Below are 12,815 nucleotides of genomic sequence, written 5' to 3' on the forward strand. Positions count from 1 at the left end.
GTCAGATATTAGTTCCTTGCGCTACAGCTCACTATATACTCACAAATGGGTATTACAGTCATCATGGGCTTTCAGTAACATACTAGCCCGCAAAAGGAGTAGGTAATTTAATGCTTCAGGAAGTTATAGAATCAAAATTAGAAAGTGCGTTTGCTCCAAGCTATCTTCAGGTGTTAAACGAAAGCTATCTGCACAACGTTCCTCCCGGCTCAGAAAGCCACTTTAAAGTTGTGGTTGTGAGCGATGAGTTTGAGGGCCTCAGACTTGTAGCAAGGCACCGTAAAGTGAACGCAACATTATCAAAAGAGCTTGAAGACGCGATTCATGCTTTATCTATTCATACTTTTACTAAGCTCGAGTGGGCTGAGAGAAATGAAGTCGAGCCAGCGTCTGTAAAGTGTAAAGGTGGTGAGTAAAACGCCATTTTTTGTTCGAAAAATAGAAGCTAAAAATAAAAATTCGACATTATAATTAACTTTTTTACAACACTGTGATTTAAAAGTGTAAAGGTTTATATGGACCAATTAACGTTCATTAATGACATATTTTGAGAAATAATCGGACATTTGTGCTGTAGTTCAAACTTATTAAACTTTATTTCAGTTATTGGTGCGATGTGAAGAAAAATAAAGCATTTATGCGCCTTTTGGGCGTGGCATCGCTGCGTGTAAAAATGTTAAACTCTCGAACTTGGAAAACCTGGCGCTAACGTAGTAAGCAAAAGGTGTTATTAATAGGATGTTGCGATTTTGGCTAACATCAGCCAAAACCGGACACAAAATGTCGTGTCTTAAAACTACGCAATCAAAAGAATCTTTTTCCCGATAAAATAGTGCAAGTGCGTATGATTACAATAAAGAAGGGCTTAGATCTTCCGATCTCGGGAGCTCCTGCCCAGGTGATTAGTGACGGCAAAGCTGTCAAAAAAGTCGCCTTGCTTGGCGAAGAGTACGTTGGCATGCGACCTACCATGCATGTCCGCGTTGATGATGAAGTTAAGAAAGGTCAGGTTCTTTTTGCTGATAAAAAGAACCCTGGCGTAGTATTTACTTCTCCAGCTAGTGGTAAGGTTGTTGAAATTAATCGTGGTGCTAAGCGAGTACTTCAGTCTGTAGTGATTGAAGTTGCTGGTGAAGATCAGATTACTTTCGACAGCTTTGATGCTAAAGAGTTAGCTAACCTTGACCGTGAAGTGGTTAAGAAGCAGCTGGTTGACTCTGGTGCATGGACCGCTTTGCGTACTCGTCCGTTTAGCAAGGTACCTGCTATTGATTCCTCAACTCAGGCGATTTTCGTTACTGCAATAGATACCAATCCATTGGCAGCTGATCCTGAAGTGATTATCAATGAGCAATCTGAAGCTTTCGTTGCTGGTCTTGATCTATTGACCACTCTGACTGACGGTAAAGTTTATGTCTGTAAAAAAGGCACAAGCCTGCCGCGCAGTGAGCAATCAAAAGTAGAAGAGCATGTATTCTCCGGTCCACACCCAGCAGGTTTGGTAGGAACACACATGCATTTCCTATACCCGGTAGATATGGAACACGTTGCGTGGAACATTAACTATCAGGATGTGATTGCATTCGGTAAGCTTTTCCTTACTGGTGAAATATACACTGACCGTGTTGTTGCTATCGCAGGTCCGGTAGTGACGAACCCTCGCCTGGTTCGTACTCAGATTGGTGCATCAACGGAAGGTATTGTTGATGGCGAGCTGATGCCTGGCGAAGTTCGTGTGATTTCTGGCAGTGTTCTTTCTGGTGTAAAAGCCGCAGGTCCTCACGCTTATTTAGGCCGTTACCATACTCAGGTATCTGTGCTGCGTGAAGGTCGTGAGAAAGAACTGTTTGGCTGGGCAATGCCTGGTAAGAACAAGTTCTCTGCTGGTAAAACTTTCCTTAGCCATCTGTTCAAAGGTCAGTTGTTCAATATGACAACTTCACTGAATGGTGGTGAGCGTGCAATGGTTCCAATCGGCAGCTTTGAAAAAGTAATGCCACTGGATATGGAAGCGACACCGCTTCTACGTGACCTTTGTGCACGTGATGTGGATAGTGCTCAGCGTCTTGGCTGTCTAGAGCTGGACGAAGAAGATTTAGCATTGTGCACCTATGTTTGTTCAGGTAAATCAGAGTACGGCGTAATGCTGCGCGAATGCCTGGATACAATAGAGAAGGAAGGGTAATCCATGCTTAAGAAGATTATTGAGGACTTAGAACCGCATTTTGAGTCCGGTGGTAAGTATGAGAAGTGGTACCCGCTTTACGAAGCAACGGCAACCCTTTTCTACACACCAGGTACTGTTACTCCTCGTAGCTCTCACGTGCGTGATAGTGTCGACCTGAAGCGTATCATGATCATGGTGTGGCTAGCGGTATTCCCAGCAATGTTCTGGGGTATGTATAACGCTGGTCATCAGGCAATTGGTGGTCTTACAGCTCTGTACGAAGGTGCTCAGCTGGCAGATGCAATTGCTGGCAACTGGCACTACTGGCTGACTGAGGCTATTGCCGGCAGTCTGACTGAAGCCGGTTGGGGCACCAAGATGCTTTTGGGTGCAACCTACTTCCTGCCTATCTATGCTGTAGTATTTGCAGTGGGTGGCTTCTGGGAAGTGCTTTTCTGTATTGTGCGTAAACATGAAGTAAACGAAGGTTTCTTTGTTACTTCTATCCTGTTTGCTCTTATCGTTCCACCAACACTACCTCTATGGCAGGCAGCGCTAGGTATTACCTTCGGTGTTGTTGTTGCTAAAGAGATCTTCGGTGGTACGGGTCGTAACTTCCTTAACCCGGCTCTTGCTGGCCGTGCATTCCTGTTCTTCGCATATCCTGCGCAAATTTCAGGTGATGTTGTATGGGTTGCGGCAGATGGCTTCTCAGGTGCAACAGCACTAAGCCAGTGGGCTCAGGGTGGTGCAGCTTCTCTAGTGAATAACATCACTGGCGAAACTATCACTTGGATGGACGCATTTATCGGTAACATCCCTGGCTCTATCGGTGAAGTTTCTACCCTTGCACTAATGATTGGTGCAGCGATGATTGTCTACATGGGCATTGCTTCATGGCGTATCATCGCGGGTGTAATGATCGGTATGATTGCTACCTCGTTCCTGTTTAACATCATTGGTTCTGATACTAACCCAATGTTTAGCATGCCTTGGCACTGGCACCTTGTTTTGGGTGGTTTTGCATTCGGTATGTTCTTCATGGCGACAGACCCTGTTTCAGCTTCATTTACTAACAAAGGTAAGTGGGCGTACGGCATACTAATCGGTCTGATGTGTGTGTTGGTTCGTGTAGTTAACCCAGCGTACCCAGAAGGTATGATGCTGGCGATTCTATTCGCTAACCTGTTTGCACCTCTATTCGATTACTACGTAGTAGAGAAAAACGTTAAGCGGAGGCTAGCACGCTATGGCAAGTAATAACGATAGCATTAAGAAAACGCTGTTTGTTGTTATCGCAGTAAGTTTAGTGTGCTCAGTAGTAGTATCTGCTGCTGCGGTATTCTTACGCGACAAACAACAAGCGAACGCGGTACTGGATAAACAGAAAAACATCGTTGCAGTTGCTGGCCTTGAAGGTAAAGAAGGTAGCATTCCTGAACTGTACGCTGAGTTTATCGAACCAAAACTGGTTGATTTCAACACGGGTGAGTTCATCGATGGTGACGCGGCTGCCTACAACCAGCGCGCTGCAGCGAAAGATCCAGCTCAATCCATCAAGCTAACTGCTGAACAGGATGCGGGTAAGATTCTACGTCGCGCAAATCAAGGTGTAGTTTACCTGGTTAAAGAGGGAGGCGATGTTTCTAAAGTTATCCTTCCTATGCACGGTAACGGCCTATGGTCAATGATGTACGCATTTGTAGCGATTGAGACTGACGGTAACACAGTTTCTGGTATCACTTACTACGAGCAGGGTGAAACTCCTGGACTTGGTGGTGAAATCGAGAACCCGAACTGGCGTGGTCAGTTTGTTGGTAAGAAACTGTTTGATGAAAACAACAAACCTGCACTTAAGATCGTAAAAGGTGGTGCTAAGCAAGGTGATATCCACGGTGTGGATGGCCTGTCTGGTGCGACTCTGACAGCAAACGGTGTTCAGGGAACCTTCGATTTCTGGTTGGGTGATGACGGCTTTGGTCCGTTCCTGGCTAAGGTACGTGAAGGAGGGCTGCAATAATGTCTGTTGATGTTAAAGAGATGAAAGGTCATCTAATTACGCCAATTATGGACAACAACCCAATTGCCCTTCAGGTACTTGGTGTATGTTCTGCACTGGCGGTAACCACTAAACTAGAAACTGCGTTCGTAATGACGCTTGCAGTTATCTTCGTATGTGCGTTCTCGAACTTCTTCGTATCGGTTATCCGTAACCACATTCCAAACAGTGTGCGTATCATCATTCAGATGGCGATCATCGCATCTTTGGTAATCGTGGTAGACCAGTTCCTGAAAGCATTCCTGTACGATATTTCTAAACAGCTATCTGTTTTCGTTGGTCTGATTATCACCAACTGTATCGTAATGGGTCGTGCTGAAGCTTATGCAATGAAGTCTGAGCCTCTGCCATCACTGGTTGACGGTATTGGTAACGGTCTTGGTTATGGTTTCGTACTTATCACTGTTGGCTTCTTCCGTGAACTATTTGGTTCAGGCAAGCTATTTGGTATGGAGGTTCTTCCTCTTGTATCTGACGGTGGTTGGTATCAGCCAAACGGTATGATGCTACTAGCACCATCTGCGTTCTTCCTGATTGGTTTCATGATTTGGATTATCCGAATCCTAAGACCAGAACAGATTGAAGCGAAGGAGTAAGCAGTAATGGAACATTATATTAGTTTGCTTGTTCGTTCGATCTTTATCGAGAACTTAGCACTATCATTCTTCTTAGGTATGTGTACATTCCTTGCGGTATCTAAGAAAGTTAAGACGTCTTTCGGTCTTGGTGTCGCGGTAATCGTAGTACTGACTATTGCAGTACCTGTGAACAACGTGCTTTACAACCTAATCCTGAAAGACAGCGCACTGGTAGAAGGTATCGACTTAAGCTTCCTTAACTTCATTACCTTTATCGGTGTAATCGCTGCATTGGTACAGATTCTAGAAATGGTACTAGATCGTTTCTTCCCGCCTCTGTACAACGCATTGGGTATCTTCCTACCGCTAATCACAGTTAACTGTGCAATTTTCGGTGGTGTATCCTTCATGGTGCAGCGTGACTACAACTTTGCAGAATCAGTAGTATACGGCTTTGGCTCTGGCGTTGGCTGGATGCTTGCGATCGTAGCTCTTGCTGGTCTGCGTGAAAAGATGAAGTACTCTGATGTACCTCCAGGCCTTCGTGGTCTTGGTATCACCTTCATCACTGTAGGTCTTATGGCGTTAGGCTTTATGTCTTTCTCTGGTGTTCAACTGTAAGTCGGGTAAACGACACAATAAATAAGGAATATTAAATGCAAAGCATTATTCTTGGTGTAGTGATGTTTACCGTGATTGTACTGGCACTGGTTTTGATCATTCTTATGGCAAAATCTAAGCTGGTTCCATCAGGTGACGTTACAATTACCGTAAATGGCGATCCAGAGAAGAGCTTCGTTACTTCTCCAGGTGACAAGCTACTAGGCGCTATGGCTGGTAGTGGTATCTTCGTATCATCAGCTTGTGGTGGTGGTGGCTCATGTGGTCAGTGCCGCGTGAAAGTTAAAGCTGGTGGTGGTGATATTCTGCCAACAGAGCTTGACCACATCACTAAAGGTGAAGCACGTGAAGGCGAACGTCTAGCATGTCAGGTAGCAGTTAAAACCGACATGGATATCGAGCTTCCAGAAGAGATCTTTGGTGTTAAGAAGTGGGAATGTGAAGTTCTTTCTAACGACAACGAAGCAACCTTCATCAAAGAGCTGGTTCTTAAGATCCCTGAGGGTGAAGAAGTACCGTTCCGCGCTGGTGGTTACATTCAGATTGAAGCTGAACCGCATCACATCAAATACTCTGATTTCGATGTGCCGGATGAGTACCGTGAAGACTGGGATAAGTTCGACCTGTTCCGTTATGAGTCTATCGTAAAAGAGCATTCAATTCGTGCTTACTCTATGGCGTCATACCCAGAAGAGAAGGGTCTGATTAAGCTGAACGTTCGTATCGCAACTCCGCCGCCTAATAAGCCGGATGCGCCTCCAGGCATCATGTCTTCTTACATCTGGTCACTAAAAGCTGGTGATAAGTGTACGATCTCTGGTCCATTTGGTGAGTTCTTCGCGAAAGAGACTGACAACGAGATGGTATTCATCGGTGGTGGTGCAGGTATGGCTCCTATGCGTTCTCATATCTTTGACCAGCTACTTCGTCTGAAGTCTAAGCGTAAGATGTCTTACTGGTACGGTGCTCGTTCTAAGCGTGAAATGTTCTATATTGAAGACTTCGACCAGCTACAAGCTGATAACGATAACTTCGTATGGCACTGTGCACTTTCTGATCCACTTCCAGAAGATAACTGGGATGGCTACACTGGCTTCATCCACAACGTTATCTACGAGAACTATCTGAAAGATCACGAAGCACCAGAAGATTGTGAGTACTACATGTGTGGTCCACCAATGATGAACGCAGCTGTTATCGGCATGCTGAAGGATCTTGGTGTTGAGGATGAGAACATCCTGCTTGATGACTTCGGTGGTTAATAAGCCTTAGTTACAAATAAAATGATAATGGCTGATTCTGAAAGGAGTCAGCCATTTGTTTTTTATGGTGTTTAGTAGGACAATACTCTTGTTTTAACGTATTAAAACAACGGTACTCGTTCCCATGCTCCGCGTGGGAATGCAGATTAAGAAGCAATTCAATATGCATGAGTACTTACTGGGAGTACCCGATTACAGGAACCGCTTTTTAAAGCATTCAATGTGAATAAAGCGCCTGCGTTTGGCATGTTCCTTCCATCGGGCACACCCAGTAAATACTTAACCAATGAACATTACTCGTTTTCATGCTCTGCGTGGGAACGAGGTCAACAACTATAAACATTAAAATCAGTTTATCAGGAGCCCCCGTGAAACAAATGAAAGTCTGGTTCGTCACGTTAGTTACACTGCTGTTTATCACAGCGTGCAGTGAGCCAAGAGAACAGAATCACCTTATCGGCCCAACAATGGGTACAACTTACAATGTGAAGTATTTTGATGGTGCTAACTCACGTTCTCCTGCAGATATGCAAAAGGCGATTGATAAGTTGCTAGAGCAAGTTAACGACCAAATGTCGACATATAGGAAGACATCTGAGTTAAGCCAGTTTAATCAGTACAAAGGTTCTGAGCCGTTTGAGGTATCAAAAGAGACAGCTTTGGTGACTCAGGAAGCGGTAAGGCTAAATAAACTTACTCGTGGTGCTCTTGATGTAACTGTAGGACCTCTGGTTAACCTATGGGGTTTTGGACCAGAAGCGCGCCCAGAAGTTGTTCCTACTGATGAAGAACTAGCTGCTCGTCGCGCCATTGTTGGCATTGAACACTTGACAGTGACAGATACCACTCTGGCTAAGTCTATTCCTGATCTTTACGTTGATCTCTCAACTATCGCCAAAGGGTGGGGTGTAGATGTCGTAGCGGATTTCCTTGAAGCTCAGGGTGTGGTTGACTACATGGTAGAGATTGGTGGTGAGATCCGCATGAAGGGTGTGAATCGTGAGAAAGTAGGCTGGCGTATCGCAATCGAAAAACCTGATGTAAACGAGCGCGCAATTCAGGAGATCATTGAGCCGGGTGATATGGCGGTTGCTACCTCAGGAGACTACCGTAATTACTTTGAGCGTGATGGTATCCGCTACTCGCATATCATTGAACCTAAAACAGGTAAGCCAATCAACCATAAAGTTGTATCAGTAACAGCTCTTGATCCATCCTGTATGACGGCAGATGGCTTGGCTACTGGTTTGATGGTACTAGGCGAAGAAGTTGGTCTTGAAGTCGCAAACGCGAACAATATTCCGGTGTTTATGGTCGTAAAAACCGAAGATGGTTTTAAAGAAGTGTATTCAGACGCATTTTCTAAATACCTAAAATAAATTAAAAAAGCCAGCCACTTTACGAGTGGCTGGCTTGTATTACAATGGCTTTACGAGCTTATTCGGATTGGTTTCTTGTAAAGTACAATCCGGCTGTTAGGCTGAAACTACTCGATTTCTGCCTGAGTTCTTAGCTTCATAGAGTCTTTCGTCAGCAATACTGATCATGGTATCTATGTTTCGTTTCGCTTTGGTGCAGCCAATGCTGATGGTTAGAGATATCTCTGTACCGTCGAATGGAATGGGTGTTTTCTCGATACGAGCTCTCATGTTTTCCAGTCGGGTGACAAACTCTTCGTAGTTACCATAATTTACGATGCAAAACTCTTCTCCACCGGTTCGGGAAACCAAATCCTCAGCGAAATAGATGGATATTATGTTACTCACCATAATCAGAGCTTGATCGCCACCATCATGACCGTACTTGTCATTCACCTTCTTAAAGAAATCAATATCCATGACTGCAACGTTACACTGTTCTTGTGATGTATCGGCATTGCTAAACAGGTATCTTCGGTTCCAAAGTCCGGTTAGCGCGTCTTCATTAGCCATTCGGAACATATCGTCATTGATATCTTTCATATCGAGGATGTTTTGAACTCGGCAATAAAACTCTTCCTGATTAAATGGTTTCTTCAGGTAATCATTTGCCCCGGCTTTTAGGAAGCGGGCTGTGAGTAGTTCAGTCTCTGAAGCTGAAAGCCCAAGGATGGCGATCTGGTTTCTGTCAAAGCGGGTTCTTACCTCCGCAGTCATAGTTACCCCATCTTTATTAGGCATATTATGATCAGTGATGATAAGGGTGACATCTGGGTTTTGATCAAGAAGGGCTAAAGCTTCTTCGCCATCTGCTGCTTCGATACAATCCAGATAGTGATGTTCTAGTAAGTCTGTTAAGTGCTTTCGCACTGTCTGAGAGTCGTCGACAACTAAGACTTTATGGTGCTGGTTTCTGGCCAGTCGCTTTAAAAGAGGGGGCAGGTAAGAAATAGAAGTAAGGCTATCTTTTGTCATATAGTCGATAGCACCTTTGGCGATGATATCTTTTCTGGTCTCTTCGTTAAAATGAGCCGTGAGGACGATAACTTTCAAGTTATACGAGAAAGCAAGGTCGATGACTTCTCCGTTTTCTGCATCTGGCAAGCAGTAGTCAAGGAGCGCGCATAGAAACTCGTTCCCTTGATCGAGAATTTGTTCTGCTTGTTGGTAGGTTTCAACCAGCACAATTTCCAAACCAAGTGGCGAGAGTTGGTTAATAAGATATTTGCTGTATAGTTGACTATCTTCAACGATCAATATTTTATTATTCATATGAGTACGGACACCTCCCTTCCCTAGATAGTGAATCCAATACGCTAATTTAGAGTATACGAATCATAGTTGATTAGAAAGTCCGTAAAATGAGTTATATGAGATAAATAAACCGATATATGCATGATAAAGAACGACATCTCAGAAAAATCATACATGTCGATATGGATTGCTTTTATGCCGCTGTCGAGATGCGCGATAACCCGAAATACAGAGGAATTCCGTTAGCTGTAGGTGGTAATGAAAGGCAGAGGGGAGTTATTAGCACCTGTAACTATGAGGCTCGCAAGTATGGTGTTCGTTCAGCAATGCCTACAGCGAAGGCGATTCAGTTGTGTCCTGATTTAACAGTGGTTCCGGGGCGTATGGATGTTTACAAATCGGTTTCCAGGCAAATTCGTGAGATATTTGAACGATATACCCAAATCATAGAGCCGCTTTCCTTGGATGAAGCTTTTTTAGATGTAACTGAATGCACCAAGTGTCGTGGTTCAGCCACACTAATTGCAGAGGCTATACGAAAAGATATTTGGACTGAGCTGCAGTTAACCGCATCAGCAGGTGCGGCACCGCTTAAGTTCCTGGCCAAAATTGCCTCGGATATGAACAAGCCCAATGGACAGTTCGTCATCCCCCCTGAAGATGTACAGAGAGTGATAGATAAGTTGCCGTTGGAGAAAATTCCAGGGGTCGGGAAAGTAAGCTTGGAGAAACTGCATCAGGCTGGCTTCTTTATTGGCGAGGATATAAAAAATAGCGACTACCGAGAATTGCTGCTTAAGTTTGGAAAAATGGGAGCGTCTCTCTGGAAGAAGAGTCACGGTATCGATAACCGAGAAGTTGTCACTGAGAGGGAAAGAAAGTCCGTTGGGGTTGAACGAACGTTCTCGAAAAACATTTCTACCTATGAGCAGTGTTGGGAGGTTATTGAAAGTAAGCTATTCCCTGAACTGGAGAAACGGCTTGAGCGTGCGGATCCAAACAAAGCCATTATTAAACAGGGTATTAAGCTCAAGTTTGCCGACTTTCAGCTAACTACCATTGAGCATATCCATAACGAACTAGAGCTAGAGTACTTTAAAGAGTTGCTTACTGATATTCTCAAACGTCAAAAGGGTAGAGAAATACGTCTATTGGGTTTGAATGTGATGTTAAAACCTGAAGATCAAACGAAACAGCTCAGTTTAGACTTATGAGATGTTTAAATATTTACAAAACTTATACGCTTAGTCTGTTACAGTGTTGAAAGTACTGGAAAGAGAGTAGAGGTTTCCATGAAAAAGCTGTTTTTAGGCTTTGTATTGTTGTTTAGTTCAACTGTATTTGCACAACAGCAGTGTAAAGTCGATATCCAAAATGAGGTTCACCTCGACGGTGAGCAGGTAAAAATTTATCAAAACGACACACCAAAAGTACTGATTGATCAGAATAACCAACTGTTCATTAACGGTGAAAAGGTGGATCTTTCTTCTTCTCAGCAGGCCGCTCTGGATAGTTATCGGGCTAACTTAAATGCGTACCTTCCAAAAGCAAAAGAGATTGCCCGTGATGGTTTAGCCTTGATGAACGACGTGCTGGATGACGTCGCTGTTAGCTTCAACAATTCAGAAGCGTTTAATAATGTGAAAAAGGCTTTGGAGGAGTTTCTGAGTAGCCTGGAAAGACGTTATTACAAAGAAGATGGTTTCGTGATGCAGCAAGCGGCATTCAGTGACGCCTACGCTAATTGGAAACAGGACTTTGCTAAAGCCAAGGAGACCTTTAATGCTGAGTTTTTCACAAGTGCATTTGAAGCACTTTCTCAGAAAATGAAGTCAGAAGGTGGAATTAATCTGACGGCTATGAAAGAAGAGTTAGTGAGCTTACAGCAGAATTTAAGCAGTAAGGTACAGGCAGAATCCCAGGAGTTGCAACAGGATGCAAAGCAATATTGTGAAGATGTAGAGAAGGTAGCAGAAGAAGAGCAAATGCTACATGAGAAGATTCCGGAGCTAAAAGACTATCAGGTGTTTTTGATTTAGCTCTACTGAGTAAATCCAGTAAGCAACGTAAAATCAAAGGATCACTAAGAAAATGGCGAACATCTGTTCGCCATTTTTATGATTGTTTTTAACGAAACTGTCCAGCTTCGGGCAGGTATTCAAACCCCGCGGAAGCCAGTTTAGCTTCTAACGCTTCACGGCTGATCTCGAAGTATTTAACCAGTTCATCCAGCTTACCACCAAAGTCATCGCGAAGTTTCATATTAACGATGCTCATCAGCATAACTGGATCCATGGTATCGAAGTTCGCCAGATTCACTTACTTGTCCTCGAAGTCAGAGATAAGCAAGTTAGCGGCTGCAAAAGCGGCTTTTTCACGAGCTTCCTTTGGCAGGCTTTCATCTGCAGCGATATCATTCAGCGCCTTAAGGGCACAGGTAATAGCCTGAGGGACATACCCCTGATCACCACTGCCAATTAGTGAGTAAAGTTCGCGAATCATGTCGCAACAGTCATAAACTTTCATAATCGAATCCAATACTAAATGAGAACTGGTCTCAATATACCTGTTGTTGTGTTCAAAAACAAAAAATCGGTTTGTTCTGGCGCAATAAAAGGAGAGAAGTGGTTAGCTTCTCTCCAGAGAGATGTATCTAGAAATTATTGAGATATCTGATTTTCTAATTGCAAAACCAGATCTGCTTCGAGATTGAGCTGGCTGGCTAACTCTTTTAGATAAGCTTTTTCCATAAAGTTTTGCTCATCAACGACCAGCAGTGTGGCCAAATAGACTTCTGTTGCCTGTTGTGGGGAAGAAACCGCTTGTGCGACTTCAGAAGGGTCTAAAGGCTTGTTTAGCTCAGTCTGAACAAAACTATGCACGGAATCATCAGCACCCATCTCGGTTAGAGCTTGCTCGATCTTAGCTTGCTCTTCGTTGTCTACATGACCATCTGCTTTTGCGGCAGCAATCATGGCTTTAAGAATCAGGATGCTGTGTTGGTTTTCATCCAGTGCTTCAGGTTGCTGTGGTTGTTTTGGTGAAGAGTCTGAACCACCGCCACCCTGATAATCGTTATAGAGTTTATATGCCAATGCACCTAGTGCTGCGGCACTGGTGACGCCTAGTGCCTTCTTACCCATCTTTTTGGCTTTTTTGGAACCCATTAGTGCACCAAGCAATCCACCGCCAACCGCACCTGCACCAAAGGCCGCCAAATTGCCTTTATTATCCTTGGCAGCATTGCCAAGGCTGGATGAACCCTGTTTTAACTGTTCTGTGCCTTGCTTAACGATATCTGAATTAAGTGCCTGATTAAGTAAACTCTTTAGATCCATTTTTATCTCCTCAACATCACTATCTTGGGGGAAACAGTCTTATCAGTATAATTAATCAGCGACGCGGAATGGTTGTCATTTACGAATATTTACATAATTACTTACAGGAGTACTGCTG

Annotated in this window: 14 protein-coding genes; 10 read left to right on the top strand and 4 right to left on the bottom strand. The window is 43.9% G+C overall.

Going from position 1 to position 12,815, the window contains the following annotated elements; translation table 11 throughout:
* The first annotated feature begins 110 nt into the window (after positions 1-110).
* From SNR28_RS13295 to SNR28_RS13330, 8 genes are all read left to right on the top strand, one after another.
* Positions 111-416, top strand: coding sequence for a BolA family protein (locus SNR28_RS13295; protein WP_375753039.1), 306 nt, complete (start codon positions 111-113; stop codon positions 414-416).
* Positions 417-844: 428 nt separating this feature from the next.
* Positions 845-2,185: a Na(+)-translocating NADH-quinone reductase subunit A gene (locus tag SNR28_RS13300; protein WP_375753041.1), complete on the top strand. Its 1,341-nt coding sequence runs from the start codon at positions 845-847 to the stop codon at positions 2,183-2,185.
* A gap of 3 nt (positions 2,186-2,188) precedes the next feature.
* A complete protein-coding gene (locus SNR28_RS13305) occupies positions 2,189-3,427 on the top strand; it encodes an NADH:ubiquinone reductase (Na(+)-transporting) subunit B (RefSeq protein ID WP_375753043.1) in 1,239 nt (412 codons plus the stop codon).
* A complete protein-coding gene (locus SNR28_RS13310) occupies positions 3,417-4,187 on the top strand; it encodes a Na(+)-translocating NADH-quinone reductase subunit C (protein ID WP_375753045.1) in 771 nt (256 codons plus the stop codon). Before SNR28_RS13305 ends, SNR28_RS13310 begins: the two co-directional genes overlap by 11 nt.
* Before the next feature lie 20 nt (positions 4,188-4,207).
* Positions 4,208-4,822, top strand: coding sequence for an NADH:ubiquinone reductase (Na(+)-transporting) subunit D (locus SNR28_RS13315; RefSeq protein ID WP_375754081.1), 615 nt, complete (start codon positions 4,208-4,210; stop codon positions 4,820-4,822).
* Positions 4,823-4,828: 6 nt separating this feature from the next.
* The gene (gene nqrE, locus SNR28_RS13320; protein WP_375753047.1) at positions 4,829-5,425 is read left to right on the top strand and encodes an NADH:ubiquinone reductase (Na(+)-transporting) subunit E; all 597 of its coding nucleotides are present in this window, start codon (positions 4,829-4,831) and stop codon (positions 5,423-5,425) included.
* Between the two features lie 35 nt (positions 5,426-5,460).
* Positions 5,461-6,687 carry an NADH:ubiquinone reductase (Na(+)-transporting) subunit F gene (gene nqrF / locus SNR28_RS13325; RefSeq protein WP_375753049.1) on the top strand — a complete coding sequence of 409 codons (1,227 nt, stop codon included), beginning with the start codon at positions 5,461-5,463 and terminating at the stop codon, positions 6,685-6,687.
* A 377-nt stretch (positions 6,688-7,064) separates the two neighbouring features.
* Positions 7,065-8,066 (top strand): FAD:protein FMN transferase, encoded by a 1,002-nt coding sequence (locus tag SNR28_RS13330; RefSeq protein WP_375754082.1) that lies wholly within the window; start codon positions 7,065-7,067, stop codon positions 8,064-8,066.
* Between the two features lie 96 nt (positions 8,067-8,162).
* Here the strand turns inward: SNR28_RS13330 and SNR28_RS13335 are convergent, their stop codons facing one another.
* Positions 8,163-9,377, bottom strand: a complete 1,215-nt coding sequence (locus tag SNR28_RS13335) for a diguanylate cyclase (protein ID WP_375753051.1) — start codon at positions 9,375-9,377, stop codon at positions 8,163-8,165.
* 119 nt (positions 9,378-9,496) lie between these two features.
* Between SNR28_RS13335 and dinB the strand changes: the two genes are divergently transcribed.
* Positions 9,497-10,573, top strand: coding sequence for a DNA polymerase IV (dinB, locus tag SNR28_RS13340; RefSeq protein WP_375753053.1), 1,077 nt, complete (start codon positions 9,497-9,499; stop codon positions 10,571-10,573).
* A gap of 78 nt (positions 10,574-10,651) precedes the next feature.
* Positions 10,652-11,398 (top strand): DUF2884 family protein, encoded by a 747-nt coding sequence (locus tag SNR28_RS13345; RefSeq protein ID WP_375753054.1) that lies wholly within the window; start codon positions 10,652-10,654, stop codon positions 11,396-11,398.
* 88 nt (positions 11,399-11,486) lie between these two features.
* On the opposite strand, the gene SNR28_RS13350 is transcribed toward SNR28_RS13345, so the two are convergent.
* The 3 genes from SNR28_RS13350 to SNR28_RS13360 form a co-directional block, all read right to left on the bottom strand.
* Positions 11,487-11,678 carry a DUF4250 domain-containing protein gene (locus tag SNR28_RS13350; protein ID WP_375753055.1) on the bottom strand — a complete coding sequence of 64 codons (192 nt, stop codon included), beginning with the start codon at positions 11,676-11,678 and terminating at the stop codon, positions 11,487-11,489.
* A complete protein-coding gene (locus tag SNR28_RS13355; RefSeq protein WP_375753057.1) occupies positions 11,679-11,885 on the bottom strand; it encodes a YaeP family protein in 207 nt (68 codons plus the stop codon).
* A gap of 134 nt (positions 11,886-12,019) precedes the next feature.
* The gene (locus SNR28_RS13360; protein WP_375753059.1) at positions 12,020-12,697 is read right to left on the bottom strand and encodes a tellurite resistance TerB family protein; all 678 of its coding nucleotides are present in this window, start codon (positions 12,695-12,697) and stop codon (positions 12,020-12,022) included.
* Positions 12,698-12,815 lie beyond the last annotated feature (118 nt).

Origin of the sequence: Vibrio iocasae (assembly GCF_042245395.1) — a bacterium.
Classification (GTDB): Bacteria; Pseudomonadota; Gammaproteobacteria; order Enterobacterales; family Vibrionaceae; genus Vibrio; species Vibrio iocasae.

What these genes read in the sequence shown, in the direction of transcription:
- SNR28_RS13330 (WP_375754082.1), top strand. Translation starts at nt 7,065, where the DNA reads ATGAAAGTCTGGTTCGTCACGTTAGTTACACTGCTGTTTATCACAGCG.
- SNR28_RS13315 (WP_375754081.1), top strand. Translation starts at nt 4,208, where the DNA reads ATGAAAGGTCATCTAATTACGCCAATTATGGACAACAACCCAATTGCC.
- SNR28_RS13300 (WP_375753041.1), top strand. Translation starts at nt 845, where the DNA reads ATGATTACAATAAAGAAGGGCTTAGATCTTCCGATCTCGGGAGCTCCT.
- SNR28_RS13295 (WP_375753039.1), top strand. Translation starts at nt 111, where the DNA reads ATGCTTCAGGAAGTTATAGAATCAAAATTAGAAAGTGCGTTTGCTCCA.
- nqrE (WP_375753047.1), top strand. Translation starts at nt 4,829, where the DNA reads ATGGAACATTATATTAGTTTGCTTGTTCGTTCGATCTTTATCGAGAAC.
- SNR28_RS13345 (WP_375753054.1), top strand. Translation starts at nt 10,652, where the DNA reads ATGAAAAAGCTGTTTTTAGGCTTTGTATTGTTGTTTAGTTCAACTGTA.
- dinB (WP_375753053.1), top strand. Translation starts at nt 9,497, where the DNA reads ATGCATGATAAAGAACGACATCTCAGAAAAATCATACATGTCGATATG.
- SNR28_RS13335 (WP_375753051.1), bottom strand. Translation starts at nt 9,377, where the DNA reads ATGAATAATAAAATATTGATCGTTGAAGATAGTCAACTATACAGCAAA.
- SNR28_RS13305 (WP_375753043.1), top strand. Translation starts at nt 2,189, where the DNA reads ATGCTTAAGAAGATTATTGAGGACTTAGAACCGCATTTTGAGTCCGGT.
- SNR28_RS13355 (WP_375753057.1), bottom strand. Translation starts at nt 11,885, where the DNA reads ATGAAAGTTTATGACTGTTGCGACATGATTCGCGAACTTTACTCACTA.
- nqrF (WP_375753049.1), top strand. Translation starts at nt 5,461, where the DNA reads ATGCAAAGCATTATTCTTGGTGTAGTGATGTTTACCGTGATTGTACTG.
- SNR28_RS13360 (WP_375753059.1), bottom strand. Translation starts at nt 12,697, where the DNA reads ATGGATCTAAAGAGTTTACTTAATCAGGCACTTAATTCAGATATCGTT.
- SNR28_RS13310 (WP_375753045.1), top strand. Translation starts at nt 3,417, where the DNA reads ATGGCAAGTAATAACGATAGCATTAAGAAAACGCTGTTTGTTGTTATC.